Source organism: uncultured Tateyamaria sp. (genome assembly GCF_947503045.1).
GTDB lineage: Bacteria > Pseudomonadota > Alphaproteobacteria > Rhodobacterales > Rhodobacteraceae > Tateyamaria.
The window spans coordinates 160597-186939 of the sequence record NZ_CANNCF010000001.1 but is presented as its reverse complement, the minus strand read 5'-3'; the positions used below and the strand labels follow the sequence as shown (position 1 = coordinate 186939).

General features: G+C 63.0%; 30 protein-coding genes. 13 read left to right on the top strand and 17 right to left on the bottom strand.

The window, feature by feature from the left end:
- Nucleotides 1-47 precede the first annotated feature (47 nt).
- The gene (locus Q1A89_RS00930; RefSeq protein ID WP_299722395.1) at nt 48-2018 is read left to right on the top strand and encodes a lytic transglycosylase domain-containing protein; all 1971 of its coding nucleotides are present in this window, start codon (nt 48-50) and stop codon (nt 2016-2018) included.
- Here Q1A89_RS00930 and Q1A89_RS00925 read toward each other — a convergent pair.
- A complete protein-coding gene (locus Q1A89_RS00925; protein ID WP_299722393.1) occupies nt 1983-2852 on the bottom strand; it encodes a DMT family transporter in 870 nt (289 codons plus the stop codon). The genes Q1A89_RS00930 and Q1A89_RS00925 overlap by 36 nt on opposite strands.
- Nucleotides 2849-3517, bottom strand: coding sequence for a tRNA (5-methylaminomethyl-2-thiouridine)(34)-methyltransferase MnmD (mnmD, locus tag Q1A89_RS00920; RefSeq protein WP_299722390.1), 669 nt, complete (start codon nt 3515-3517; stop codon nt 2849-2851). Before mnmD ends, Q1A89_RS00925 begins: the two co-directional genes overlap by 4 nt.
- Nucleotides 3518-3575: 58 nt before the next feature.
- Between mnmD and Q1A89_RS00915 the strand changes: the two genes are divergently transcribed.
- The gene (locus Q1A89_RS00915; RefSeq protein WP_299722387.1) at nt 3576-4613 is read left to right on the top strand and encodes an FAD-binding oxidoreductase; all 1038 of its coding nucleotides are present in this window, start codon (nt 3576-3578) and stop codon (nt 4611-4613) included.
- On the opposite strand, the gene Q1A89_RS00910 is transcribed toward Q1A89_RS00915, so the two are convergent.
- A complete protein-coding gene (locus Q1A89_RS00910; protein WP_299722384.1) occupies nt 4610-5407 on the bottom strand; it encodes an acyl dehydratase in 798 nt (265 codons plus the stop codon). The genes Q1A89_RS00915 and Q1A89_RS00910 overlap by 4 nt on opposite strands.
- 28 nt (nt 5408-5435) lie before the next feature.
- On the opposite strand from Q1A89_RS00910, the gene Q1A89_RS00905 reads away from it, so the two are divergent.
- Nucleotides 5436-5840 carry a VOC family protein gene (locus Q1A89_RS00905; protein ID WP_299722382.1) on the top strand — a complete coding sequence of 135 codons (405 nt, stop codon included), beginning with the start codon at nt 5436-5438 and terminating at the stop codon, nt 5838-5840.
- Here Q1A89_RS00905 and Q1A89_RS00900 read toward each other — a convergent pair.
- From Q1A89_RS00900 to Q1A89_RS00890, 3 genes are all read right to left on the bottom strand, one after another.
- Entirely contained in the window at nt 5830-6372 is a 543-nt protein-coding gene (locus Q1A89_RS00900) for an NADPH-dependent FMN reductase (RefSeq protein WP_299722380.1), read from the bottom strand. The two genes, Q1A89_RS00905 and Q1A89_RS00900, sit on opposite strands and share 11 nt — an antisense overlap.
- Before the next feature lie 101 nt (nt 6373-6473).
- On the bottom strand, nt 6474-7130 hold the full coding sequence (locus tag Q1A89_RS00895) for an OmpA family protein (protein ID WP_299726012.1): 657 nt from the start codon (nt 7128-7130) through the stop codon (nt 6474-6476).
- A 164-nt stretch (nt 7131-7294) separates the two neighbouring features.
- Nucleotides 7295-8155 (bottom strand): bifunctional helix-turn-helix domain-containing protein/methylated-DNA--[protein]-cysteine S-methyltransferase, encoded by an 861-nt coding sequence (locus Q1A89_RS00890; protein WP_299722378.1) that lies wholly within the window; start codon nt 8153-8155, stop codon nt 7295-7297.
- A 171-nt stretch (nt 8156-8326) separates the two neighbouring features.
- Between Q1A89_RS00890 and Q1A89_RS00885 the strand changes: the two genes are divergently transcribed.
- Entirely contained in the window at nt 8327-9553 is a 1227-nt protein-coding gene (locus Q1A89_RS00885) for a helix-turn-helix transcriptional regulator (protein WP_299722376.1), read from the top strand.
- A gap of 35 nt (nt 9554-9588) precedes the next feature.
- On the opposite strand, the gene Q1A89_RS00880 is transcribed toward Q1A89_RS00885, so the two are convergent.
- Both Q1A89_RS00880 and Q1A89_RS00875 read right to left on the bottom strand, forming a co-directional pair.
- Nucleotides 9589-10059, bottom strand: a complete 471-nt coding sequence (locus Q1A89_RS00880) for a hypothetical protein (protein ID WP_299722374.1) — start codon at nt 10057-10059, stop codon at nt 9589-9591.
- A 626-nt stretch (nt 10060-10685) separates the two neighbouring features.
- The gene (locus Q1A89_RS00875; protein ID WP_299722372.1) at nt 10686-11447 is read right to left on the bottom strand and encodes a VPLPA-CTERM sorting domain-containing protein; all 762 of its coding nucleotides are present in this window, start codon (nt 11445-11447) and stop codon (nt 10686-10688) included.
- A 548-nt stretch (nt 11448-11995) separates the two neighbouring features.
- Here Q1A89_RS00875 and nth point away from each other — a divergent pair.
- The 3 genes from nth to Q1A89_RS00860 are packed head-to-tail and all read left to right on the top strand — an operon-like array spanning nt 11996 to nt 14273.
- Nucleotides 11996-12640 carry an endonuclease III gene (gene nth / locus Q1A89_RS00870; RefSeq protein WP_299722370.1) on the top strand — a complete coding sequence of 215 codons (645 nt, stop codon included), beginning with the start codon at nt 11996-11998 and terminating at the stop codon, nt 12638-12640.
- Entirely contained in the window at nt 12637-13626 is a 990-nt protein-coding gene (locus Q1A89_RS00865) for an adenosine kinase (RefSeq protein WP_299722368.1), read from the top strand. Before nth ends, Q1A89_RS00865 begins: the two co-directional genes overlap by 4 nt.
- 56 nt (nt 13627-13682) lie before the next feature.
- Nucleotides 13683-14273 (top strand): GNAT family N-acetyltransferase, encoded by a 591-nt coding sequence (locus Q1A89_RS00860; RefSeq protein WP_299722366.1) that lies wholly within the window; start codon nt 13683-13685, stop codon nt 14271-14273.
- Here the strand turns inward: Q1A89_RS00860 and Q1A89_RS00855 are convergent.
- The 3 genes from Q1A89_RS00855 to Q1A89_RS00845 form a co-directional block, all read right to left on the bottom strand.
- Entirely contained in the window at nt 14270-14752 is a 483-nt protein-coding gene (locus Q1A89_RS00855; protein ID WP_299722364.1) for a hypothetical protein, read from the bottom strand. The two genes, Q1A89_RS00860 and Q1A89_RS00855, sit on opposite strands and share 4 nt — an antisense overlap.
- A 101-nt stretch (nt 14753-14853) precedes the next feature.
- Entirely contained in the window at nt 14854-15336 is a 483-nt protein-coding gene (locus Q1A89_RS00850; RefSeq protein WP_299722362.1) for an RNA pyrophosphohydrolase, read from the bottom strand.
- Nucleotides 15333-15797, bottom strand: a complete 465-nt coding sequence (locus tag Q1A89_RS00845) for a GNAT family N-acetyltransferase (protein WP_299722360.1) — start codon at nt 15795-15797, stop codon at nt 15333-15335. The genes Q1A89_RS00850 and Q1A89_RS00845 overlap by 4 nt, the downstream gene beginning before the upstream one ends.
- An 86-nt stretch (nt 15798-15883) precedes the next feature.
- Here Q1A89_RS00845 and Q1A89_RS00840 point away from each other — a divergent pair, with 86 nt between their 5' ends.
- A complete protein-coding gene (locus Q1A89_RS00840; protein ID WP_299722358.1) occupies nt 15884-17911 on the top strand; it encodes an NADPH-dependent 2,4-dienoyl-CoA reductase in 2028 nt (675 codons plus the stop codon).
- A 128-nt stretch (nt 17912-18039) separates the two neighbouring features.
- Here Q1A89_RS00840 and Q1A89_RS00835 read toward each other — a convergent pair whose 3' ends face one another.
- Nucleotides 18040-18441, bottom strand: coding sequence for a DUF4399 domain-containing protein (locus tag Q1A89_RS00835; protein WP_299722356.1), 402 nt, complete (start codon nt 18439-18441; stop codon nt 18040-18042).
- Nucleotides 18442-18577: 136 nt separating this feature from the next.
- On the opposite strand from Q1A89_RS00835, the gene Q1A89_RS00830 reads away from it, so the two are divergent.
- The 3 genes from Q1A89_RS00830 (at nt 18578) to Q1A89_RS00820 (ending at nt 20863) form a co-directional block, all read left to right on the top strand.
- Nucleotides 18578-19057: an RNA polymerase sigma factor gene (locus tag Q1A89_RS00830; RefSeq protein WP_299722354.1), complete on the top strand. Its 480-nt coding sequence runs from the start codon at nt 18578-18580 to the stop codon at nt 19055-19057.
- Nucleotides 19054-19827 carry a hypothetical protein gene (locus Q1A89_RS00825; RefSeq protein ID WP_299722352.1) on the top strand — a complete coding sequence of 258 codons (774 nt, stop codon included), beginning with the start codon at nt 19054-19056 and terminating at the stop codon, nt 19825-19827. Before Q1A89_RS00830 ends, Q1A89_RS00825 begins: the two co-directional genes overlap by 4 nt.
- Nucleotides 19828-19957: 130 nt before the next feature.
- Entirely contained in the window at nt 19958-20863 is a 906-nt protein-coding gene (locus Q1A89_RS00820) for a LysR family transcriptional regulator (RefSeq protein WP_299722350.1), read from the top strand.
- 247 nt (nt 20864-21110) lie between these two features.
- On the opposite strand, the gene Q1A89_RS00815 is transcribed toward Q1A89_RS00820, so the two are convergent.
- The 5 genes from Q1A89_RS00815 to Q1A89_RS00795 form a co-directional block, all read right to left on the bottom strand.
- Nucleotides 21111-21632, bottom strand: a complete 522-nt coding sequence (locus Q1A89_RS00815) for a hypothetical protein (protein WP_299722347.1) — start codon at nt 21630-21632, stop codon at nt 21111-21113.
- Between the two features lie 114 nt (nt 21633-21746).
- A complete protein-coding gene (locus Q1A89_RS00810) occupies nt 21747-22637 on the bottom strand; it encodes an OmpA family protein (RefSeq protein WP_299722344.1) in 891 nt (296 codons plus the stop codon).
- A 38-nt stretch (nt 22638-22675) separates the two neighbouring features.
- The gene (locus Q1A89_RS00805; RefSeq protein WP_299722341.1) at nt 22676-23248 is read right to left on the bottom strand and encodes a peroxidase-related enzyme; all 573 of its coding nucleotides are present in this window, start codon (nt 23246-23248) and stop codon (nt 22676-22678) included.
- Entirely contained in the window at nt 23245-23979 is a 735-nt protein-coding gene (locus tag Q1A89_RS00800; RefSeq protein WP_299722338.1) for a GNAT family N-acetyltransferase, read from the bottom strand. The genes Q1A89_RS00805 and Q1A89_RS00800 overlap by 4 nt, the downstream gene beginning before the upstream one ends.
- Nucleotides 23976-24698, bottom strand: a complete 723-nt coding sequence (locus Q1A89_RS00795) for a molybdopterin-binding protein (protein ID WP_299722335.1) — start codon at nt 24696-24698, stop codon at nt 23976-23978. Before Q1A89_RS00795 ends, Q1A89_RS00800 begins: the two co-directional genes overlap by 4 nt.
- Before the next feature lie 48 nt (nt 24699-24746).
- Between Q1A89_RS00795 and sfsA the strand changes: the two genes are divergently transcribed.
- A complete protein-coding gene (sfsA, locus tag Q1A89_RS00790) occupies nt 24747-25451 on the top strand; it encodes a DNA/RNA nuclease SfsA (RefSeq protein ID WP_299722332.1) in 705 nt (234 codons plus the stop codon).
- 55 nt (nt 25452-25506) lie between these two features.
- Complete coding sequence (gene map, locus Q1A89_RS00785; RefSeq protein WP_299726009.1) at nt 25507-26328, top strand: type I methionyl aminopeptidase; 822 nt, start codon at nt 25507-25509, stop codon at nt 26326-26328.
- Nucleotides 26329-26343 lie beyond the last annotated feature (15 nt).

Below are 26343 nucleotides of genomic sequence, written 5' to 3'. Positions count from 1 at the left end.
GGATAAGCTAAGTGCCTCTACCCGTGCAGATGAGGGAATTGCAAGAGATGAGCCGATGTGCCGCCGCCCTGATCGCGCTTTTCCTGACAGCTGTGGCTGCGCTGGCCGAACGCCCCCGCCCCCTCGGCTGGGCGATGGAGGCGATGCGCAATGGCGATTGGGACATCGCAGCGACGCTGGCCGCACGGGACGGCCCGGTGGCTGTTGACGTGATCGAATGGCATCGCCTGCGCGCCGGGCGGGGCACTTATGCCGACATCACCGCCTTTCTCGACCGTCGCCCCGACTGGCCGGGCGAGGCCGCGCTGCGCCGCCGCGCCGCACCGGCTGTGGCCGAGGCGGGACAGGACGCCATCCTTGCCTTTTACGCCGACCAACCGCCGCAAACCCCGCTGGGTGTGCTCGAATATGCCGCCGCACAGATCGGCGCGGGCAACACCGGCGAGGCCCATGCCAGCGTCGTTCTCGCCTGGCGCACCCTGCCGATGCGGGATGCGACCCGCAGCATCTACATCACCCTCTACCGCGACCTGCTCGCCCCGCATCACGAGGCCCGCGCAACCGCGATGCTCTGGGCGCGCGCGCGGGATGAGGCGCAGGATATGTTCGATCTGCTCGACAAAGATCAGGTCGCCCTCGCCAGCGCCCGCATCGGCCTGCAACAACGCGCGGGCAATGTGGATGCGCTGATCGAGGCCGTGCCAAAACCGCTGCAAGAGGATGCAGGCCTCGCCCATGACCGCTTTGAATGGCGCATCCGCAAGGGACGCTGGGCCGAGGCCAAGGCGCTGCTGCTTGAACGCTCGGTCTCGGCCGACGCACTCGGGCGCCCCGACAAATGGGGCAACCGCCGCCGCGCCATGGCCCGCGACGAAATGCGCGAGGGCGACGCGGCCCGCGCCTATGCCATCGCCTCCCAGCATTTTTTGGTCGAAGGCTCCGACTTTGCCGATCTGGAATGGCTGTCGGGCTACATCGCCCTGCGCAAGCTGAACGATCCCGAACTGGCCCTGGGCCATTTCACCGCCCACCGCGATGCCACCGCGTCACCCATCTCGCGGGGCCGCGCAGGCTACTGGATCGGGCGCGCCCACGAGGCGATGGGCAACGAAGAGGCCGCGCTTGCCGCCTACACAGACGGCGCACAATACCAGACCGCCTTCTATGGCCTCCTCGCTGCTGAACGCGGCGGCCTGCCGGTCGACCCCTATCTCGACGGGTCCGAACCCTTCCCCGACTGGCGCGACTCCGATCTTGCCGCCCGCGACCTGTTCGAGGCGGGCATGCTGCTGCAGGCCTCGGGCGAGATCAGCGTCGCCGAACGGTTCTGGACCCACCTCGCCGACAGCCTTGATCGGGAACAACTCGGCCAATTGGGACAGGCCGCCATCGACATGGATCAGCCCCATCTGGCCGTGATGATCGGCAAACGTGCCGCGCGCCGCGGGTTGACCCTGCACGCGCCCTATTACGCCCTGCACCCGCTGGCCGAGGCCGACCTGCCCATGGCCGCCGAAATGAACCTCGCCATTGCCCGGCGCGAAAGCGAATTTGACCCGGTGGTGCAATCCGGCGTCGGCGCGCGCGGCCTCATGCAGATCATGCCCGCCACCGCCAAAGAGGTCGCCGCCTCGCTCGGGCGCAGCGCCGAACATACAACCGACCGCCTGACCGCCGATCCGGTCTACAATGCCGAACTTGGCGCGACCTTCCTCAGCCAGCTTGCCGGTCGCTTTGACGGCAACGTAGTGCTGATGTCAGCAGCCTATAACGCAGGCCCCAGCCGCCCGATCCGCTGGATGGGGCTGTTTGGCGATCCGCGCGAGGGGGCGCAGGATTTCGACATGATCGACTGGATCGAACACATCCCCTTTCGCGAAACCCAAAACTACGTGATGCGGGTCGCCGAAAGCCTGCCGATCTACCGCGCGCGGCTGGGCAAAGAGGCGCTGCCGATCCCGTTCAGCGAAGAACTCATCGGCTCAACCCTGCTGCCGTTCGCGCCACAGGGTGAATAGGCCCGCCGCCACGACGATGCCCGCGCCAATCAGCACATTGATCTGCAATGCCTCGCCAAAGATCAGGATGCCGACGCTCGCGGCAAACACCATCTGGAAATACGCAAACGGCTGCACCGCACTCGCCTCGGCCACCTCGTAACAGCGGATCAGCAGCCAGTGGCCCAGCGAACCCGTCAGGCACAAGGCCCCCATCAGCAGCCAGTCGCGCCCGGTCATCGGCTCCCAAAACCACAGACCCACGGCGGTCATCATCACCGCCCCCGTGGTGCCCGTCCAGAAAAAGCTGGTGGCGGTGGTGTCATCCCGCGCCACGTAACGGGTGAGCAGGCCATAGGTTGCAAACATCACCGCCGCGATCAGCGGGATAATGGCCGCCGGGTTGAACACGCCCAAGCCCGGTTTCAGGATGAACAGCACGCCGACAAATCCAACCCCGATCGCCGCCCAGCGCCGCCAACCCACCCGTTCGCCCAGAATGGGCCCGGACAGGGCCGCCACCAGCAGCGGATAGGCGGCAAAGACCGCATGGCTTTCCACCAGACCCAGAATGGTGAACCCGGTCACCATCACGCAAATCTCCGCCGCCAGCAGCGTCCCCCGCGTGATCTGGATCACCGGGCGCGCCGTGCGCGCGGCGGCCATGATCCCCCCGGCCTTGCGCGCCGCGATGGTGATGACAAAGGCCGCAAAAAACCAATAGCGGATCATCACGACCATATAGACGTTGTACTCCCCCGCCAGATGGCGCGAGATCCCGTCCTGTGCGGCAAACACAACCGAGGTCGCGATCATCAGCGCAATGCCAAGGCGCGTGTTGTTGCCCGCGCTCATCGCAAGGCCGCGCGGGTCATGTGACGCTTGCGCCCAAAGCCGGGTGCCCGGGTCACCGCGAACCCCGCCGCCTCAAGGCCCCGGCGCACAAACCCCGCCGCCGTGTAGGTCGCCGCTGTGCCATCTGGTGCCGTATGGCGCGCAACCTCGGCCATCAACGCCTCGCCCCACATCTCGGGGTTCTTGGCCGGGGAAAACCCGTCCAGATACCACGCATCCGCCTGTCCGTCCCATGCGGGCAAAGCCTCTCGCGCATCCCCCGCAATCACGCGCAGGGTCGCATCATCGAACGCGGCACAGCCATCATCATCAAGGCCCACCACCAAGGCCTCAGCCAGCTCCGCCAGTTCGGGAAAGGCCGCAAGTGCCACCGCCATGTCGCCGCGCTCCATCGGATAGGCCTCGAAACTGGTGAAATGAAACCGCCCCGGTACACCTGCCACCCGCCACGCTGCCCATGTGGTCAGAAAGTTCAGCCCTGTCCCGAACCCCAACTCGGCCACATGAAACCCGTCACAAAACCGCACCGGCAGGTCATTGCCGTCCAGAAACACATGCCGCGTTTCGGCCAGCCCGTTGTCGAGGCTGAAATAGGGATCGTCAAAGCGTAACGAAACAGGGACCGCACCCTCGCGCCATTCCAGTTCTGCCCGCTGGTCCCGCATCGCCTGTCCCTGTAAGAAGTGCGCCTGAATGAGGCGACATTGGCGGAAGGGCCCACCCTTGGCAACGGACAAGATCACAGTGCGCGGCGCGGGCATTTTCGGCCTCTCCATCGCGTGGGTGCTGACCCGGCGCGGCGCGCCGGTCCAGCTGATCGACCCGCACGGGCTGGCGGCCGGAGCCTCGGGCGGCATCGTCGGCGCGCTCGCCCCGCATGTGCCGGAAAACTGGAACCCCAAAAAGCAGTTCCAACTGGAAAGCCTCCTGATGGCGCAGAGCTTCTGGGACGAGGTCGAAGCGGCCGGAGGCCAATCGCCGGGCTATGCCCGCACCGGCCGTCTGCAACCCATCGCGGATGACGCCGCACTCACGCTCGCCCATGCGCGCGCCGAGACGGCCAAAACGCTCTGGCGCGACGCCGCCACATGGACCGTTCGGCCCACCCAAAACACAGACTGGGCCGCACACAGCCCCACAGGCTTCGAAATCCACGACACGCTCAGCGCCCGCATCCACCCAAGGCAGGCCTGCACAGCGCTCGCCGCCGCGCTGGCCACCCAAGGCGTCACAGTGCAGGCCGACGCACCCGAAACCGCCATCACCATCCACGCCACCGGCGTCGCGGGGCTTGAGGCGCTCAACGCGCAGCACCCTCGCCTCATCGGCACCGGGATCAAAGGGCAAGCCGCCCTGCTCGACATCTCCGCCCCGGACGCCCCGCAACTCTTTGCCGACACGCTGCACATCATCCCGCACGCGGACGGGACCACCGCCATCGGCTCCACGACCGAGCGGGACTACGACGACCCAACCACCACCGACGCGCAACTCGACGACATCATCACCCGCGCCCGCGCCGCCGTGCCTGCCCTGCGTGATGCCCAAGTGATCGCAAGATGGGCCGGCCTGCGCCCGCGCAGCCGCAGCCGCGCACCAATGCTCGGTGCATGGCCCGACCGCCCGGGGCATTTCATCGCAAATGGCGGGTTCAAGATCGGCTTTGGCATGGCCCCCAAGGTCGCCTACGTGATGGCCGACCTGATCCTTGAGGGACACAACACCATCCCACCGGGCTTTGACGTCGCCGACTCGCTCTAGGCGCGAGCGCTCATGCACATCCGCCCATCAGGGCCGCGCACCCACAACTCCCGCCCCCTGCGGCACAGCGTGGCCGCCTCGTGATGCATCAAGGGGGCTGTGGCGCGGAACGAAAACGCGGTCAACGGCCCCAGCGCAGCTTCGGCCATCAGCATCAGATGCTGCGCCAGCAACGGACCATGCACTACCAACCCGTCATAGCCCTCAACCGCGCGCGCATAAGGCTGATCATAGTGAATGCGGTGCCCGTTAAAGGTCAGCGCGGAATAGCGAAACAGCAGCGTCGCATCGAATTGCACGACCTGCGCCACCTCTTCATCACTCTCAGCAACAGGCGGCACCGGGCGGGGCGCGTCCGCGCCCATATCCGCGCGATAAACCAGATCCTGCCACTCCGTCAGACACAGCGCACCGTGCTGCCAGACCTCATGGCGCAGTGTGACAAAACCCAACGGCCCGGTGCGCCCCTCCTTACGGGTCGCGGCCTCGCAGACCGAAACCCGCTCAGCCTCGAACCCAAGGCGCAGAGACGTATCAAACCGCAACCGCCCCCCGGCCCACATCCGGCGCGGCAGCCCCATATCGGGGATCAGCCCGCCGACGCGGGGATGCCCATCCCGGCCCAGACCCTCAGCAGGCACCGGCGTCCAGAAATAAAGCTGATGGAAAAACGGCGGCAACGCATCGCCCGGCCCCAGCGTCGCGGCTTGGCCCAACGCCACTTGCATCGCCCGCGCGCGGGCGGGGTCCAGCACATCGCTTTGACGCGCCGTGAGGGAAAGGTCATCCTGCATAGGTCGGATCATGCGCAAAGGACACCGCGTGGAACAGCCCAAAGTGACCAGCCTCGATCATCTTGTCCTGACCGTGGCGGATATCGACACAACGATTGCGTTCTACACCCAAGTGCTTGGCATGACACACACGCCCTTTCAGGTGGCGGATGGCAGCACGCGGCACGCGCTTATCTTTGGCGCTTCCAAGATCAACCTGCATGCGGCCGGGGCGGAGTTCGAGCCCAAGGCGCAAACCCCAGTGCCCGGCAGTGCAGACCTGTGCTTTCTCACCGACACCGCGCTGGACATCTGGCAGGCGTATCTGAGCGCCCAAGGTGTTGCAATCGAGGACGGCCCCGTGCCCCGCTCTGGCGCGCAGGGGCCAATCACATCGCTTTATCTGCGCGACCCGGACGGCAACCTGATCGAGGTCAGCACGCTCAGCGGCTGATCTCGGCGCGCAAGTTCTCCATCAGTGCCGTAAGGTCCTTGATATACATCTCGCCCGTCAGGTGCCCGTCTTCGTCAAACTGGTTTTGTGCGGCGGCCAGATGCACCTCTGGCCCCATCAGCAGACGGGGGCGAAAGGGCACCATGTAGGTGCGCAGGATCAGTTGCGCGCGTTCACCGCCCGCACGACCCGCAGCCGAGGACATGACCGCAACCGGCTTGCCCGCCCAGGGATTGCCCTCGGCCCGACTGATCCAGTCGAGCGCGTTTTTCAGAACACCCGAGGGGCCCTTGTTGTATTCCGGGGTCGAAATCAGCACCGCATCCGCAGTTGCGATCTGTTCGGCGAGGGTGGCGGCCTGCGGGATCACCCCTTCGGCCTGTTCCAGATCACCATCATAAAGCGGCATCTGCAAGTCAGCTTCGACATAGGTGCAGGGGCCAAATAGGCGGGCGGCTTCGCGCAACAGCTTGCGGTTGGTGGCGGCCTTGCGCAGCGATCCGGACAGGCCCAGCAGTGTCGTCATCATCATTCTCCCATGCTTGCCCGCCAAGATGATGCATTGCCCCACCAAAGCAAGAGGCCCGCGAGGATATCGCGGGCCTTTGCATCATTTTGAGGATCGTTTGTGCCTCAGGCGTTGGGCAGGATCACGATCTCGACCCGCCGGTTCTGGGCCTTGCCCTCGGGGGTAAAGTTCGACGCGATGGGCTGGCTTTCGCCACGGCCAAAGGTGCGCACGCGGTTGAATGGCACGCCCTGGTTCAGCAGCACGTCGGCGACCGCATTGGCGCGGCGCTCGCTCAGCTGCTGGTTAAAGGCCGCATCGCCATCGGAATCCGTGTGGCCCACGATCTGGATCGTGGATTGCGGATAGCGCTGCAGGCTCTGGGCCAGTGCGGCCATGTCGTTGTTCAGACCGGGACGGACGGTAAAGCTGTTGGTGGCGAACAGGATCGCCTCGGGGAAGGACACGATCAGCCGGTCCCCGGTGTTGGTGATGGTCACGCCATTGTCCAGATCGCGGCGCAGCTCGGCCTCTTGCTGGTCGAGGTTGTACCCGATGCCCGCGCCCACAGCGCCCCCCACGATGGCGCCGACAAGGGCTCCGTCACCGCGGTTGTCATCCTTGATCAGCGCGCCCAGCACAGCGCCCGAAGTCGCGCCAATAATGGCACCCTGATTGCGCTTTTGGTTGGGATTGTCCGGGCCTGTGCCCAGTGCGCCCGGTTCGGTACATGCGCCCAGCACCAGAACGGCGCCCATGGCGAGGGAAAAGGGAAGTTTCATCATTGGTCTATCCTACTGCCTTCGAAAACGGGCCCCGTTCGGGCGGGGCACCTTATGATGAACACAAGATAGGCATGACAGGTTCCCACAAAATAGGGGGAATTTCACATAAGCGGCATCTTGCGCACGCAAATTTGGTGCGGATGCGCATCTATGCTGGCCTCTCAGGCCTCGGCGCGCGCCGATTCATAGGCGAGCAGCGCCCGCTTGACCGGCAGCCCCCAATGATAGCCCCCAAGGCCGCCCGACTTGCGCAAGGCGCGGTGGCAGGGGATCAGCCAGCTGACCGGGTTGCGGCCCACGGCGGTGCCCACGGCGCGGACGGCACGGGGATTGCCGATGGAGCCTGCGATCTCGGAATAGGTGGTCACGTGGCCGCTTGGAATGCGCAACAGCGCCTCCCAGACCTTGATCTGAAAGGGCGCGCCAATCAGGTAGAGCGGCGCATGGCTCAACTCGGCCTCCTCCGCGCCAAAGGCGGCCAGCACCCAAGGGCGCAGCCGCATCGGGTCCTCGACGAAATCGGCGCGGGGCCAGCGGCGCACAAGGTCCTGCATGGCCCAGTCCTCGCCCATCTCGGCGGCAAAGCCGAGGCCGCAGATGCCCTTGTCGGTGCCCATCACGAGGGCCAGCCCAAAGGGGCTGTCAAACCACCCCCAATAGATGGTCAGACCCGCGCCGCCCTTGGCAAACTCACCGGGGCTCATCGCCTCCCAGCGCAGGAACAGATCGTGCAGCCGCCCCGACCCGCTCAGCCCCGAGGCATGGGCGGTCTCAAGCGTGGTGAAACGTTCCGACAACAGGGCCTTGGCGTGCCCCAGCGCGAGATATTGCTGGTACCGCTTGGGCGACACGCCCACCCAGCGGGAAAAGATGCGCTGAAAATGGGCCGGGCTCATGCCCATCTCACTCGCCAGCGCATCAAGGCTCAGCGGGTCCTCGGCAGCATCGATCAGGTCGATGGCACGGCGCATGACGTTGAAATGATAGCCCTGATCGGGGGTGAGATATGCAGACTGTTCCATGCCCCATACTTATGCCACGCCCAGCCCTCGTGCGACCCGATTCCTGCGCCAAATGTACCGGGCCCACGAGATCAGCGCACGCGGCGGATGCCACAGCACCAAACGGGCTCAAGACTGGACAAGACGACGGCGTCCTCGCTACGCTGCGGGCATCAGGAAAAACTGCGATCCATGAACACCCTCTCACACCAAGATCTCAGCGACCTGATCGGCCTCGTCTATGACAGCGCGCTTGAGACGAACCAATGGTCGAGCCTGCAACGGCGTATCCACGGCCTCTTTCCCGGTTTCCTCAGCATGTGCCAGACATTTGACGGGCCAAAAGTCATCGGGGCCTACAGCCCCGGCAACTTCGTCGCGCAGCCATTGCAAAGCGTCTACGAAACGCTGACAGACGATGGACGGTACGAGGCGCCCGATGACATGACGGAGTCATTTCGCCAAATCACGCGAAACGACACACCTGCTCCGGGCGCTCCGCGCATCTCCCGCAATGTCATGACAGACGAGGAATTGCGAAACTCGGCACTCTACAAAAACGGCCTCAAGCACATGGGATGCAGCCACTGGACGGGCGTCATTTTCGCAGTCAGCAGCAGCCGCTATGCCACGCTCAACTTTTTTGAGATCGAACATGCAGAGCCCGCGCCTGATTACGACGGGCTGACCAAGCTGCTCAGATTGCTTTCCCCCCATATCGTGCGCGGTGCACGGATTGCACGGGCGCTCTACATGGCCAAGGAAGTGGCCGAAACCTACAAGGGGTTCCTTGACGCAATTGCGCTGCCGCTGATCATCATCGACGCGGGCGGTGTGTTGCAAATGACAAATGCGGCGGGGCAACGACTGATTGATCGCATGTCCTTGTTTGCCTGCTCGCCTGTGAACCGCATCGCCATGATCGAGGATCATGACAACACTGATTTCCAAAGGGCTCTGCGCGATGCCGACCGCGACCGCGAACCGCGCGGGCTGCGCGTGGACCTTATGGAGGGACCTGTGTCGCTGTGCATCACGCCATTCAGCCCCTCGATGATGACGAACATAAAAAGCGAGCAGGACGTTTTCGAATGCGGGCAACTCTACGCTGTATTCGTCGGGACAATGGGCGAAACAGCGGTCAATACCGGCCTTCTGCAGGATGTCTTTGGCTTGACGGGACGCGAGGCCGAAGTGTGCAGCGCCCTGGTCGCAGGCCAATCCCCGGCCCGGATCGCCGAAGCCCAGAACCGGGCAGAAAAAACCATCCGCAACCAGATTCAGGCCGTGCATGACAAGGTCGGCGTGTCCTCGACCCGCGAACTGTCCGAGGCCCTGTCGGTCTTCCGCACGGTGGGGGCAATGTTCGACGGCGACGACCCGCATCTGTTCGAAGCACAAAAATTGCCGGGTCCCTAAGGTCCCGGCAACTCCGCAAAGGTCGCGACCTCTGCTCAGGGAAGCGTGATGGCCCCTGTCACCTGTTGATCAAATGTCCCGTCCTCCGCGTCCGGCCCGTTCACAAAGCTGCCGCCGCCCTGAACGCCTGCCATCGTGCCGCCGCCGCCATGGGCGATCCATGATCCCGAAACTCCGCCATCGCGGTTCAGACCCGTGATATCATAGGTGATCACCATCCGGTCGCCCGCGTCATTGCTGAACGCGCACAGACCGCCGCCCGACCCCGCCGGCAGCTGCACGATCATGTGGCCCGTGCATGTGCCTGTCATCCCTGTCATCGGATGGCCGTCTCCGGCCTCGATACGCTCATATGTGCTGGCCAGCGTCCCAGCCATGTGGCCCTCGGAAAACACGGTCATCTGACGCGCGGTTGTGCCTTTCAGCGCCGTCGTCATGTCAATTGTCGTATCTGCGCTTGCGCCTGTGGCGATCAGAGCGGCTGCGATAAAGAAAGACATCTTCATGATCATTCTCCGGCCTTGGGCACGCGCGGCGTGCGGGCCTTTGTCACGGTGGAGGTGGCGGCAGACTGACAATGCGTGAGCATGCACCAGAAGGTTTTGCCCTCAAAGGCCACTGGTTCGGGGAAGGTCAAATTTGGCGGAAACGGGTTGCCGTAACCTTGTGCAAAAGCAGGCGCGCTAAGCGCCGAAACCGAAACGATGCATGTCGCTGCAATCATGCGAAGAATGTTCTTTGTGAAATGAGTCATTGGTCTTTTCCCTGTCAAAGTGTCGATGGATTGACGTTAGGAAAGATTCGCTTTTCGGGATTGGGCAAGATTGCCCAAATCGTACACGGCCGAAACCGGACGGAACTGTCGCTCAGCGCAGAGGGGCCGTTTCGCTGCCCAAAACTGGCGAGCGCAAGGCTCCCGATGGGCATGGGCGCGAACAGCCGTCCTGTGCACGCCATCCCTCAAACTTGAGGCCGCGCCGTCCTTGGCCTCGCAACGGCGGCGGGGCGCCCGGATCGGCACCATACGCGCAGCGGGTCCCGCAGACATCCATCACGTACCTGCTCCAATGGCGCACAAACGAAAAACGCCCGAAGGCAAACCTCCGGGCGTCTTTTCAAAGCTGTAAGGCGATCAGGCGGTCTTGCGACGGCGCATAAAGCCAAAGGCGGCAATGCCACCAATCAGAAGGGGCAGACCGGCAGGCAGTGGCACCGCAGGTGGCGCTTCGGCCAGAACGGTCAGGCCTGTCAATTGGCCAAGACCCGTCGCCAGAGTTGTCCGCGCGAAGGCGTTGTTCGGGTCATAGGAAAACAGGTTGCCCGAATGATCCGCCGCAAACACGATACCAGTGGAATCATCAACAGCCAGACCCGCATTGTTTACAAATCCGCCATTCCCCAACAGGGTCTGTGCGCCGGATGTACGGTCGATTTCAAACAGATCGCCCGAGCCCGCGGACAGGCCGTACAATGTGTCGTTTGTCGAGTTGTAGCCAAGGCTACCGATACGCGCCGACATTGCAGGTGTAGATGCAGTCGCTGCACCGGTCGCTGTGTCGATTGTGTATAGCGGAGTGTTTCCGCCGAATACGGACCCGTAAAGCACATTGTTCGTGGTGTCGAAGGCCAACCCGAACATATCCGTGATGCCATGCGATCCAACCAGCGTGGCTGCACCAGTCCCGGTGTCAACGGTATAGAGGCTGTTGTTGCTGCGCCCGCCAACCATGTAAAGCGTGCCCGAATTGCCGTCATAGGCAAGACCGCCAAAGCTGAGGCCGGTGCCCAATGCGCCAATTGTGGTGACTGCGCTGGTGTCCGTATCGATGGAAACCAACGTGTTCGACGCGTCGTTGACCGCAAGCAGAGTTGCTGCAAATCCGGAGGTCGCCATTGCGGCAGAAACCAAAACGGTTGCGCTAAGTGTTCTGAAATAACCCATTAATTGTAACCCTTTGTTTACCATAGTCTATGATCGGTACACGACTTGAACCGCGTGACGCAATGATTGTTTACGAAACAATGTTAACGCGGATCAGCGGTTGCGAAACAGTCACACGTCTGCATTCGCGCCCTGCGGGAAGGCGCTGCATCGCGACACGCCAAGACACGCCGGTTCTCCCGATACATCGCGCGCGTGCGTGCGCGCTCTCTGAGCCACGACACGCCCGCCCAAACGACACGGGTGTCTACCCATCGTTTCGGGCAACACAGGCGGATTTCACGACCCCCGCTCTGGGCATATACCTGCCTTGAGAATTCGCCATATGGCCGGGGTATCCGCGCTGGCTGGCGGGGCAATTATGAACAAATGACTAATCCGCCTCTGTAAGTCCTTGAAATTGCTTACCCCACCTCATGTCCCAGCGTGGGACACCTCATTTGACGTGCCGCAGCAGCCCTCTCTTGCCGCGCGGGGCAAAAATCCCCATACCACGCCCCATGGCCAAGCAACTCGATTACCACACGATCCGCGCGATCTTTTCCCGGTTCCAGACCGCCGACCCCGAACCCAAGGGCGAGCTGGAGCACGTGAACGTCTACACCCTCGTCGTGGCCGTGGCCCTGTCCGCGCAGGCCACCGATGCCGGCGTCAACAACGCCACCCGCGCCCTGTTCCAGGTGGCCGACACGCCGCAGAAAATGCTGGACCTCGGACTTGAAGGGCTGACCGAGCACATCAAGACCATCGGTCTGTTCCGCCAGAAGGCCAAGAACGTGATGAAGCTGAGCCAGATCCTGGTGGATGACTACGGCGGCGAGGTCCCCAACTCCCGCGCCGCCCTGCAGTCCCTGCCCGGCGTGGGGCGCAAGACCGCCAACGTGGTGCTGAACATGTGGTGGTCCCATCCCGCGCAGGCCGTCGACACCCACATCTTTCGCCTCGGCAACCGCACCGGCATCGCGCCGGGCAAGACCGTGGACGCGGTCGAGCGCGCCATCGAAGACAACATCCCGGCCGATTTTCAATTGCACGCCCATCACTGGATGATCCTGCACGGCCGGTATACATGCGTGGCGCGCAAGCCCAAATGCGGCGCCTGCATCATCCGCGATCTCTGCCCCTTTGAGGATAAAACTGAATGACCAAATACACGCTGGTGGGCATCGGCAATGCCGTTGTCGATGTGATCTCTCATGCCGACGATTCCTTTCTGGACCTGATGGGGATCGAAAAAGGGATCATGCAACTGATCGAACGGGACCGGGGTGAGGTGCTTTACGGTGCGATGGACGACCGGTTGCAGACTCCGGGTGGCGCGGTGGCCAACACCGTGGCGGGCGTCGGCGCGCTGGGTCTGCCCACGGCCTTTATCGGGCGCGTGCATGACGACACGCTGGGTAAGTTCTATGCCCAATCCATGCAGGACAGCGGCACCGACTTCGTGAACGCCCCCGTGCCGGGCGGCGAATTGCCCACCTCGCGCTGCATGATCTTTGTCACGCCGGATGGCGAGCGGTCTCTGAATACCTATCTGGGCATTTCAACCGAACTCGGTCCCGAGGACGTGCCGGATGCGGTTGCCTCAAACGCCGAGATGATGTTTCTCGAAGGGTATCTCTTCGACAAGGACAAGGGCAAAGAGGCCTTCCGTCAGGCCTCGCGCCTGACCCGCGCTGCGGGTGGCAAGGCGGGGATCGCCATTTCCGATCCGTTCTGCGTAGACCGTCACCGCGCGGACTTCCTCGACATGATCGGCAACGAGCTTGACTATGTGATCGGCAACGAGCACGAGATCATGTCCCTGTTCGAGACCGACGACCTTGAGGCCGCGATGGCCAAGACTGCAGGCATGATCGACCTGATGGTCTGCACCCGCTCGGGCGATGGCGTCACGATCATGGGTCGCGGCGAACGCCATGACATCCCGGTCGAGACGGTCACCCCTGTTGATGCCACCGGCGCGGGCGACCAGTTTGCCGCCGGGTTCATCTATGGCCTCGCAACGGGTCGCGATCTGGCCACCTGCGGGCGGATGGGCAACCTGTGTGCGGCCGAGGTGATCAGCCATGTCGGCCCACGCCCGCAAATCGATATGAGACAACAATTCGCGGCGGCCGGTCTGGAATAGGCGCGGGTCAGCCAAGCTGCGCGGTTGGATTTGCATATTTTTGGAACAATGAAGCGATGCTGAGTGACGGGTTTCACGACGTTCCCCCGGGCAAGGTGGCGATGGTCGTCACTTATCTGGAGATGCGTGCACCGCAGAGCCGGGGCGCATCCTTGCCCGCCGGGTTGGAGTTCGTCGAATTAAAGCCGGACGTCGCCACCTATCGCGATCTGTTTCGCCGGGTTGGCGAGGACTGGCTGTGGTACGGGCGCACGTTGTTGTCTGATGCTGCCTTGGCCGCGATTCTTGAAGATCCGCTCGTCCGCCTCTTTACCTTGATGAAAGACGGACGGGCCGAGGCCCTTCTCGAGCTTGATTTTCGCGAAGGTGGCGCCTGTGAGTTGGCCTATTTCGGGCTGACCCCGGCGCTGATCGGGTCAGGGGCGGGGGCCTATCTGATGGACCGCGCGGTGGAACACGCCTTTGCCGCGCCGATCGAACGGTTTCACGTCCACACCTGCAGCATCGACAGCCCGCAGGCACTTTCGTTCTATCAGCGATCCGGGTTTGTCCCCGTCATGCAAAAGATCGAGATTGATGACGACCCAAGGGTCGCGCATGGCTATGACCGCAGCCTCGCGCCGCATGTGCCGATCATCGACCCCTAGCGCAGAGCCGAGGATTCGCATTGCCGCCCCGCGAGGCAGTCCTGCAATTCCGTGATCTGTTCTTCTTGGGGATTGCCAAACAGGAACCCGCCGCAGGCATTCGTGTGCAGCACATAGCTGTGCGAGGTTTTGCGCAAAAAGCCGAGCATTTCGCCCGGCGCGGGCGACGGACACCACGGACCTGCGCACTGCACCTCAAGCACGACATCGGTCTCAAAGATCTGCGGTACGCCGCGCGGACCCAGAGCCTTGCCCTTGAAGGTGGCCGGGATCAGGGTTGTAGGTGGCACTTCGGTCTGCTTTTCCCAATCGACTTTAGGCAGCATCTCGGGATCAAAGCTCAGCTCGCCCAGCACCGGCACATAGCCCTCTTCGGCATTGGCCGCCTCAAGATAGGCATCGCTGACCCCATGGGACATGCAAGACAGGGCAAAGGCCGGCAAGGGCAAAACCATCAACGCAAGAACCAAAAAACGCATACTTCACCTTCCTTCACCCTGGAACGGAGTAAGGTCCATTCAACCGTGTTCCAACCTGATATGGGGGCTGTTGTTATGCAATAACAGGGGGTGGCAGGGCGCTAGAGGTGATCGGCAAAGGCCTTGAGCACCGCAACATAGACGTCACGTTTGAACGGCACGATGGCGTCGGGCAACTCGGCGGGCGGCATCCAGCGCCAGGCCGAAAATTCCGGATCCTCGGTCTCGATGTTCACCTGTGCGTCGGCGCCGGTAAAGCGCAAGAGGAACCATTTCTGTTCCTGCCCGCGATATTTGCCGTTCCACAGCTTGGGGATCAGGTCGTGGGGCAGTTCGTAGGGAATCCAGTCGGCGGATTCGGCGACCACGTCGACCAGATCGGGGGTGATCCCGGTCTCTTCTTCCAACTCGCGCAGGGCGGCGGCGCGGGCGTCTTCGCCCTTGTCGATGCCGCCTTGGGGCATTTGCCAGGCATCGCGGTAGCGGTCATTGCGCTGACCAACCCAGACGTCGCCCGCAGCATTGATCACCATGACGCCCACATTGCGGCGATAGGGCAGTTTGGCGATGTCTTCGGGGGTCATGTTAGCACCTTCTCCATCTTGGCGCGTGCCAGCATCTGCCCTGCACGTTCGACCGTTTCACGGGCGATAACATGAAAGCCGCGCGCGGCGAAAGCGCCCTCGGCCATCAGGCTGGCATGGGTCCAGAGGCGCGGGCAGGATTGCGCGAGAGCGTAGGTTTCCAGCACCGCCAAAAGGGCGGAGAACACGCCCTGCCCCTGTGCATCAGCGGCGACAAAGGCCAGATCGACATAGCCACCTTCGCCGAGCGTCACAAAACCGACCAGAAGCGCCCCGTCTTGCGCCACCCAGACCTCTGGCCCTGTTAGTTTGTCCTCCCACGCCTTGCCTTGCGGAGGGGCGAGCAGCCACGCGTTCCGCTGGGCCTGCGTATACAGGCTGGGCCCGTTGTGGATCGCGTCCCACATCACCCGACCCAAGGCCTCTGCCTCGCCAGCGCCCATCCGCCTCACGTCTACCATCTCGCCTGTCCCCATGACGCCGCGTTGCACGTGACATCGCGCACCTTATACATGACACCAAGACCAAATGCGTTCGGGAGGATAACATGACCGCGTACCCACATCTGCTCGCCCCTCTTGACCTTGGCTTTACCACGCTGAAAAACCGCGTGCTGATGGGGTCGATGCACACCGGTCTCGAGGAAACGAAGGACTGGAACCGCGTGGCCGAATTCTATGCCGAACGCGCGCGGGGCGAAGTGGGGCTGATGGTGACCGGCGGGATCGGGCCCAACCTTGAAGGCTCCGTGCTGCCCGGTGCGGCGATGATGACCACGGATCAGGATGTCGAGAACCATGCGATCGTGACCAGCCGGGTCCACGCCGCGGGCGGCAAGATCGCGATGCAGATCCTGCATGCGGGGCGCTACGCTTATGGGCCGAAATGCGTTGCGCCCTCGCCTGTGAAGTCTCCGATCTCGCCCTTCCCTCCGGCAGAGCTGGACGAAGAGGGTATCGAGAAACAGATCAGTGACATCGTGGCCACTGCCGCGCGCGCCAAACAAGCGGGTTATGACGGGGTCGAGATCATGGGCAGCGAGGGGTACTTCCTCAACCAGTTCCTCGTCACCCACACCAACAAGCGCACCGACCGCTGGGGCGGGACTTACGAGAACCGGATGCGTCTGCCCATCGAGGTTGTGCGCCGCACGCGCGAGGCCGTGGGCACCGATTTCATCATCATCTACCGCCTGTCGATGATCGACCTTGTGCCCAACGGCTCGACTTTTGACGAGGTGGTGCAACTCGCCCGCGAGATCGAAAAGGCTGGTGCGACCATCATCAACACCGGCATCGGCTGGCACGAGGCGCGCATTCCAACCATCGCGACCTCGGTGCCCCGCGCCGCTTTTGCATGGGTGACGAAAAAGTTGATGGGGCAGGTGTCGATCCCGGTCATCACATCGAACCGGATCAACACGCCCGAGGTGGCCGAGGATGTGCTGGCCACGGGCTGTGCGGACATGGTGTCGATGGCGCGACCGATGCTGGCCGATGCGCATTTCGTGGCCAAAGCGATGGCGGGCAAGGCGGCCCAGATCGCGCCCTGCATCGCGTGCAATCAGGCGTGCCTCGATCACACATTCTCGGGCAAGCTGAGTTCGTGCCTTGTGAACCCGCGTGCCTGTGCGGAAACCGAACTGGTGATTACGCCTGCCGACGCGCCCAAAAACGTTGCCGTGGTTGGCGCAGGCCCTGCCGGTCTGTCCGCAGCGATGACCGCTGCCGAACGTGGGCACAAGGTCACCCTGTTTGACCGAGCCGACGAGATCGGCGGGCAACTCAACATGGCCAAGCAAGTGCCGGGCAAGGAAGAGTTCTGGGGACTGGTCGACTGGTATCGTACCATGGTGGCCGAAGTGGGCATCGACGTGCGCCTGAACACCGAAGCGAGCGTGGACACCCTCAGTGGCTTTGACGACGTGATCATCGCCACCGGCGTGCTGCCGCGTGATCCGGGCATTCCGGGGCAGGACGGGGCCAATGTGCATTCCTATATCGACGTGCTGAAAAAGCGCAAAACGCCGGGCAAACGTGTGGCCGTGGTCGGCGCGGGCGGCATCGGGTTTGATGTGTCCGAGTTCCTTGTGCACGAAGGCGACAGCCCGACCGAGAACCTGCCCGAATGGATGGTCGAATGGGGTGTCAGCGACCCGGCCGTAAACCGGGGCGGTCTGGCCCCGGACGGGCCAAAGCCCGAAGCGCCTGCGCGCGCCGTCACCCTGCTGCAACGCAAGGCCGAGAAACATGGCAAGCGGCTGGGCAAGACCACCGGCTGGATCCACCGCGCCGCACTCAACATGAAAGACGTCCAATTTGTGGGCGGCGTGAACTACGAACGGATCGATGAGTCAGGCCTGCACGTCTCCTTTGGTGAGGCGCGCGAGAATCCGACGCTGATCGAGGTTGATGATATCGTGATGTGTGCCGGACAGGTGCCCGATCGCAGCCTTGCCGAGGCGCTGGAGGCCGCCGGCATATCGCATCACATCATCGGTGGCGCGGATGTGGCGGCAGAACTCGACGCCAAACGCGCGATTGATCAGGGCACGCGGTTGGCCGCCACGCTGTAAGCCTGCGCGGGTTTTTCAACTTCGGTGGCGGGAAAACTGCGCAGCCCATACTGATCTGATGGGCCGCGCGGATGCTGTTGTGTGTTTTGCGCCAGACTCGTTGGACCGGATCTGACGCACTATATTGCCTATTTCACAGTGACGGTGATCACGTCGCTGGTGATGGGCGTGGCGTGGGGGACGTGATTGAGGTCACCCATGACCAGTTGCATCGTATGCTCTCCGGCAGGCAGATCGATGGTCACCTGTGTCTGGCCGCCACCAAAGTGGATGTGGTTGTCATCGGCAGGCAGCCCATATTCCAGCTCTTCCGCCCCTTCTTCGCCTTGTCCAAGGGGTGGACGATTCAATAGCAGGTGATGGTGGCCTGTGTTTTCCTTTTCGGTGCCAGCAGGGGCCACGCCCATATTCTCAAGGCCAAACACAACCGTCACCGGGGATTGTACGGTATCGCCGTCGGCAAGGTTGACGAAATAGACGCGCGCGTCCGCCGGGGCGGGCGTGTCCTGCGCCTGGGCGAACGTTGCCATTAGCAAAGTCGCGCTCAGGGTGATCACAAATGGTTTCATTGTACATTTACTCCAGTTAAAGATTGTGTGTTGAAGAACTTAGCGCAACGGGATCGTATTCATTTCAACTTCTGCTCAAATTGTCGTGCGCGATGGCATGGGTGAGGTATACCCGCGCCTCTGGCGTTATGCGGTTGCCCTGACCGGTCGGCGTGACTGGGGGGATGACCTTGCGCAAACGACTTGTTTGCGGGCGCTGGACAAGGCGGACCAGTTCGAAGTCGGCACACATCTGGACCGCTGGATGTTCCGGATGTGCCAACGGGTCTGGCTGAACGAACTGCGATCGCGCAAGGTCCGGACCGGGGCCGGGGTGATGCCTGTCGAGGAAATTGACCTCGCTGACAATGCCCCCGGAACCGAAGTGAATATTTTAGCCCGACAGGTGTTATCTCATGTGAAGGCCCTTCCCGAGGCGCAGCGACAGTCCGTCCTGCTCGTTTATGTGGAGGGGTTCAGCTACAAGGAAGCTGCAGAGATAATGGAGATCCCCGTGGGCACCGTGATGAGCCGGTTGGCTGGCGCGCGCAAAAAGCTGAACACAGTGATGGCCGACCCGGCGGGAGGCCAGCAATGAGTACCGTGCGCGATTTCAGCGACGAAGAACTCACCGCCTTCCTCGATGGCGAGGCGGATGCGTCGCTTGAGGCGGAGATTTCTGCGGCATTGGAAACGGACGAGGCGCTGGCCGACCGCATGGCCGGGCTGGAAATCCCTATGGCCGCGATTGCCGGCGCGTTCGAAGAATTGCTTGCCAACGCCCCGCCGATGCCCGCACTCCCCCCTGCGATGCCCGAACCGGCCAATACCAATGCGCGGCTCAGCTGGGCCTGGGGTTTTGGTACCTTCGGCACCGGCCTTGCCGCCGGTCTCGCTGTTGCGCTCTTTACCGGCTTTGGAACCCCCGAACCGGCGCCGCGCGGCTGGGTCAGCTTTGTGGCCAGCTATCAGACGCTATACACGACGGCCACGCTGACGGACGTCAACCCAAGCCAGCAAGAGGCCGCCCTGCAATTGGCATCTGTGTCCGAAAGCATCGGCATTGATCTCGCCAACCTGCCACAGGCCGAGGGGCTGACCTTCAAACGGGCGCAACTGCTTGGCTTTAACGGCAAGCCGCTGGTGCAGATTTCTTATCTGCGCGAGGACGGCACGCCCGTGGCCCTGTGCATCATCCCTGCTGGTCCGGACTCAAAAGGGCTGAACATGGGATCGGCCGAAGGGCTGGATGTGGCACGCTGGAATACGCCGGGCTACGGCTTTCTTCTGATTGGCGGACAAGAGGGTGAGCCACTGGAACGCGAGGCCCAGACGTTCCAGGAATGGTCGCAGGATATCGCCATCTGAGCCCGATTTGGTCGTTTCCATGCCATGAACGATTCCACAATCACCCCGATATTATCCCATCCCTGCCCTGTTTGTGCCCTGATTGGGCACGATACCTGTTCCTCGAAGCAAAGAGCAGAAAGGGACGGGCATGGACCGCCTCACCGAGATGGAAGCATTCGCGATGGTCGTGGACCAGGGCGGGTTTACGGACGCCGCCAAGAAGATGGGGATTTCAAAATCCGCCGTCTCGAAACACGTATCGTCGCTTGAGGCCCGTCTGGGTGCGCGTCTACTCAATCGCACGACGCGCCGGGTGTCGCCCACGGAAATTGGCCTGGCCTATTACGACCGGGCCCGCCGCGTTCTGAACGACGCAGGCGAAGCGGATTCGCTGGTCACTTCCATGCAATCGGCCCCGTCCGGACTGCTGCGCATCTCGGTTGCGACGGATTTCGGCGTCAATCACCTGTCTCCTTGCCTTTCTGAATTCCTCGCCGACTTTCCCGACATCACCGTCAATATGGTCCTCAACAACCGCTATGTAGAGCTGATCTCTGAAGGCTTTGACATGGCCGTGCGCATCGGCGAGCTGGAAGACAGCACTCTGCGCGCCCGCAAGCTGACCGAAACCACCAAGCGGATGATCGCCGCACCGAAATATTTCGAACAGTATGGTCGACCGGAAAAGATCGACGATCTGAACGAACACAAGCTCTTGCATTATTCCAACCAGTCTTCGGGCAATATGTGGAAGCTGACCGCACCCTCGGGCGAAAAACGTCAGGTCCGCACCGCGGGCTGGCTGAGTGTCAATGACGGGCAATCCCTGCTGAATGCCGCCATCTCGGGGCTTGGCATCGCTTACCTGCCCAGCTTTCTTTATGCGGACGCCATGGAAAAAGGGCTGGTTGTGGACGCGATCCCTGATCTGCCAATGGAAACCCAGGGCATCTATGCCGTCTATCCTCCGGGCCGGTTTACCCAGCCCAAGGTCCGCGCATTCATCGATTTTCTAGTTCACACTTTCGCCGATAAGGGTCCGGCGGACTGGTAACGATTTCTCCCCAGACCGATCAGTCGGTTACCTGCCCCGGTGTGCAAACATCGGGGCATTTTTTATGGTGTCCCACGCTGGGACACATCGCCACCCCAACAATTTCAATAGCTTACAGAGGCGAATTAACGACCTGTTCACAAATCGCGCAGGCTCAGGGCGCGGTTTTGCCCGGACTTTTTCAATGGGTCCAAGGACCAGCGGGCGTCCCTCTGCCTGTGCCGGACAGAACGACCAGCCCCCCAATTCACGTCGTGTCTTGGGTTGGGATCGCGTCCGCCATGGCGGCATAGGCCCGGGCCAGCCCGTCCGCGGTGGGTTGTGGCGAGATCGCCTTGGGCGGGTCGATCCCGGCGGCGCGCACAATCGTGTTGATCAAGGAAAAAAGGCCGCACACTTCAACCACCTCGTGAAGCGCATCCTCGCTCCAGCCCGCATGTCGGGCCGCATCAAACGCCGCGCTGATGCGATCCCTGTCCGGGCCAAGCACGGCCCCGGCATAGGTCAGGAGCGGCCGGATCGACTCGTTTGTTGCCGCGATCGGGCCGGAAAACGCCTCAGAAAAGACGGTGTGATAGATCACGCAATAAGGCGTCGTGGTTTGCTGCGACACGAAGGCGGCGATGGCCTCGCGCTCGCCCCGGCCCAGCGCGCCGTCGTCGCACATGATGACATCCAACAGGCGCAGCAACCGTTCCGAATGGCGCGGAAAGCGCTGCAAGACGTCCGAAAGGCTGCTTGTTTTGGAAAGTCCGGAAAATCCCGTCATGTCGGTGCGCTCCCAATGTCCGTGAGGGCCAGTATCGTGACAGTTTTGGCCCTTCCTGCGCCCAATGCTAACACCGCCCGGAGCAGCTGTCAGCGCAGGCGCGGACCCGTGCGCCTATCCGTCCTCGCCGATGACGACAACCTCGACCCGGCGGTTGGCTTCGCGCCCCTCGCGGCTGAGGTTCGAGGCGATGGGGGCGAGGTAGCCCATACCGCCCGCTTCGATCCTGTCGGGCGCGACGTCGTAGCCGTTGATCAGCGCCGTGCGCACCGAGGCCGCGCGGGCGCGGGACACGGCGATGTTGGCCTCGAGCGCGCCGACCGTGTCGGTGTGCCCGACCACTGCGATCCGCAGGGCCGGGCGGTCCTGCATGATGGCGGCAATCGCGGCCAGTTCCGGGCTTTGACTGCTGCTGAGCGCTGTGGACCCCACCGCAAAATCCAGCGTTTGCAGCACGGCGTGACCGTCGCGCAGCAGCCGCGCGGCCAGATCACCGGTGGGCGGGGATGGTGCTGCGACCGGGGCGCTTGGCGCCACATCCGGCACCACCACTTGGGCTGTGCCCACCTGTATCACCTGCAGATATCCTGACCCGGCGGCGGCGCTGGCCAGCAGGGCCACGGCCGTTTTGCCATCGGGCGTTTCGGCGCTCAGGAAATGGTAGTCGCGGATGTTCACATACATATTGGGCGCGGGCAGCACATTGATCGCAAAGCGAAAATCGAAGCCGCCGCAACGATCATCGTCGCAATCAAGCAGCACCTTATAGCCCGCATCGTCCAGTTGCGCGCGTAGTGGCGCAAGGATTTGCAGCGGCGTGAGGCCAGAGGACGGGATGCGATAGGCGCGGTGGGTGATCGGCCCCTCGAACAGGCGCGTGGACAGGTTGCCATCGACGTAAGGGCCGTCGGGCACCGCCTCTTGCGCCAGTGCCCGGTCGCGCGACGCTGTTGCCTGTGCGTTGGGTGGTAAGGCCAATTCAAGCGCCGCCAGCGGCCCGGCCATGCAAAACAGAAATATCGCCAGACAGCGCCCCGCCTGCGTCATCCCTCGCGGGCCTGCGCGTGATAGTCCGGGTTCGGCTGCATCGCTGTCGCACTCGCCACCCGGTTGGACATGTTGAAAAAGGCCGCCACGTTGATCAGGTCCCAGATGTCGCGATCACTGAGGCCGTGGCCGCGCAAGGCCTCGCGGTCGCCCTCCTCGATCTGGGCGGAGGCGAGGGTGAGTTTTTCGGCGAAGTGCAGCATCGCCCGTTGCCGCTCCGTCACCTCGGCCACGCGCCAATTCATCACCAACGCCTCGCCCAAGGCCGGGTTGCCGGAGAGCTGCCGCACCGCCGCCCCGTGCGCGGTCAGGCAGTAAAAGCAGCGGTTGGTGGCGCTGACCACAACGCCGACCATCTCGCGTTCGAGCTTGGTCAGTCCGCTGTCAGCCAGCATCAGGTCATTGTAGAGCGTGGTGAAGGCATTGAGTTTGTCGATGTCAAAGGCGTGCGCCTTGAGCACATTGGGCACCATGCCCAGTTTTTCCTGACAGATATCAAAGTATTTTTGCGTCTGAGCAGGCAGTGGATCGACCATGGGCAGATCGAGGGCAGTGGGCTGGTCGCTCATGGGGCGCTGGTGTCCTGTTTGGCAAGCTTGCGGTAATGATAGCCACCAATGCTGGCAAAACCCAGCCGTTGATAGAGCGCATTGGCCGCGATGTTGTCGGCGGTGGTCAGAAGGGCCAGATGTTCAGCACCGTTGTCCCGCGCCCAGAAGGCCGCGCGCCGCATGATCCATTGTGCAACGCCTTGTCGGCGCTGGTGTTCCAGCACTTCGACCGCGTGGACCATGGCGAGGCCGTTGTGGATTGCCACATAACCGGCCCCGGCGGGTTTTTCGTTCCACCGCGCGAGGATCGCCGTTTTGGTCTGTGCCCGCGCCATGACCGCCAGCCGGGCGGGACCGATGCCGCCTTTGGCCCAGATCTCTGCCATGATCGCGAGGGGTTCCCAGATGGCGAAGGCGGTGACGCGGGGGATGGGGATGTCGGTGAGCGTTTCGACCGGGGTCACGTAGCCGTTGGTCGGGTCGACGATGTCATAGCCCCGCGCCGCGAGTTGTGCGTCCAGCCTGGTTTCGCCTTGGCGCAGCATGAAAAGCGGGTCTTGTCCCAGTGCGCGCATCGCGGCCTCGGCCATCGGGATATCGCTGTCTTGTGTTGGTTGGTTGGCGGTTGCCGCGCTGACCCGTTTGCCGCCCCCCTGCCCGTCGCGGATGGTCCAGGGCCCCGCATGCGACAGCGTTGCCGCAGGCCACGTGCCGTCAATCGCGTCGTAAAGGGCCTGCGCCTTGATCATCCGGGGAACCGGGTTTCAAGGGCGGCGAGGGCTGTGTCCACCATGGCGCCGTCCGTGCCCCGGATCACGATGTTGGCCCCGAACTTGCCGTCCTTCTGGAACGGGTAGGAGCCGATGGAGAGGTCCGGATAGGTGGCCGCCAGTTCGCCCAGAGGGCCTGCGATGTCCCCCTCGCCCCGCTCGATCCGCAGGGTTTTGGAGACCAGCGGGTCGCCCCCTGTCAGCGTGGCCAGGACGGTGGCGACCATCGCCTGAAAGACGGCAGGCACGCCGGCCATGACGTGGACGTTGCGCAAGGTAAAGCCCGGTGCCACCGAGACCGGGTTGTCGATCAGGGTGGCGCCGTCGGGGATGCGTGCCATGCGCAGGCGCGCTGCGTTGAGGTCGCTGCCGGTCTTGGCGTAATGCGCGGCCAGCAGCGCCCGCGCATCCTCGCGCACGTCGATATGGGTGCCGAAGGCCGCCGCGATGCAGTCGGCGGTGATGTCGTCATGGGTGGGCCCGATGCCGCCGGAGGTGAAGAGGGTGTCGTGGGCGGCCGACAGCGCCTGCACGGCACCGATGATCGCCTGTGGCTCGTCGCTGACGATGCGCACTTCGGCCAGGGTGATGCCTGCGCGGGTCAGTTCGCCTGCAAGGTGGTGCATGTTGGCGTCGCGCGTCCGCCCGGACAGGATTTCGTCGCCGATCACCAGCATGGCTGCGGTGGGATTGGGCATGTCGGGGCCTCCTTGAGCATGAACCTGTCACGGTATAGGGCTGCGCTCATGCGCTTTCAAACCGAACTTGTCCCTGCCGAGCTGATCCGCCGCTATAAACGCTTTCTGGCCGATTGTCGGCTGGCGGATGGGCGCGAAGTGGTGGCCCATTGCGCCAATCCCGGCTCGATGATGGGGCTGGCGGAACCGGGTGCGCGCATCTGGCTGGAGCCCAATGACGATCCGAAGAAAAAGCTGAAATTTGGCTGGCGGCTGGTCGAGCATGGGGACGGGCATTTCACGGGGGTGGATACCTCGGTGCCGAACCGCGCGCTGCGTGCGGCGTTCGAGGTGGGTGAGGTGCCGGGCTTTGACGGATACACCACCGTGCGGCCCGAACAGAAATACGGCGAAAACAGCCGCATCGATTTCCTGTTGCAAGGGGAGGGCCTGCCCGACGCTTATGTCGAGGTGAAATCAGTGACGCTGAGCCGCGCGGCGGGGCTGGCCGAGTTTCCGGATTCCGTCACGGCGCGCGGCGCGAAACATCTGGGTGAATTGGCAAAGATGGTGGGGCTGGGGCACCGGGCCGTCATGCTCTATCTGGTGCAGCGCACGGATTGCGACCGCTTCACTTTGGCGGGTGACATTGATCCTGCCTATGCCGCCGCATATCAGGCCGCAACGCGCGCAGGGGTGGAAACGATGTGTCTGGGCACCTACATCACGCCCAAAGCCGTCACGGTGGGTCACCCCATCGCGATCCACATCTGACACCCACTGGCCCTTCACGCCGCACTGCAGTATGATCGCAGGCGAAGGGCCGCCAATGGAGCACAGCGTGAAACACGAAAGCCGCGCCCGTCTGACCAAGGACGGGATCCGCATCTACAACGACGCCGACTTTGCCGGGATGCGCGCAGCTGGCAAGCTTGCAGCCGAGATATTGGACGCCATGGCGCCGCTGGTCTTTCCGGGCCAGACAACGGGAGAGATCGACCGCGTGATCACCGAAATGGTCGATGATGCGGGCGCGAAATCGGCCACCATTGGCTACAAGGGTTACAAGCACGCGAGCTGTATTTCGGTCAACCACGTGGTGTGCCACGGGATTCCCGGGGACAAGGTGCTGAAGGATGGGGATATCCTCAATATCGACGTGACCGTGATCGTCGATGGCTGGTTTGGCGATACAAGCCGGATGTATGTGGCTGGCAAACTGCCCCGCAAGGCCGAGCGTCTGATTCAGGTCACCCATGACGCGCTGATGCTGGGCATCGAGGCAGCCAAACCCGGCAACACCTTTGGTGACATCGGCCACGCCATTCAGGGTTTCGTGGAAAGCCACCGCATGTCCGTGGTGCGCGATTTCTGCGGGCACGGGCTGGGCCGTGTGTTTCACGCGCCGCCCAATGTGCTGCATTATGGCCGTCCCGGCACCGGGGCCGTGCTGCAACCGGGCATGATCTTTACCATCGAGCCGATGGTGAATCTGGGTCGCCCCGAGACCAAGACACTGGCCGATGACTGGACTGCCGTGACGAGGGACAAGTCCCTGTCGGCGCAATTCGAGCACTCGGTTGGTGTGACGGAAAGTGGGGTCGAAATCTTTACCCCCTCGCCCACGGGCAAGTTTCATCCCACGTTTTGAAGGCTGAACAGGGCG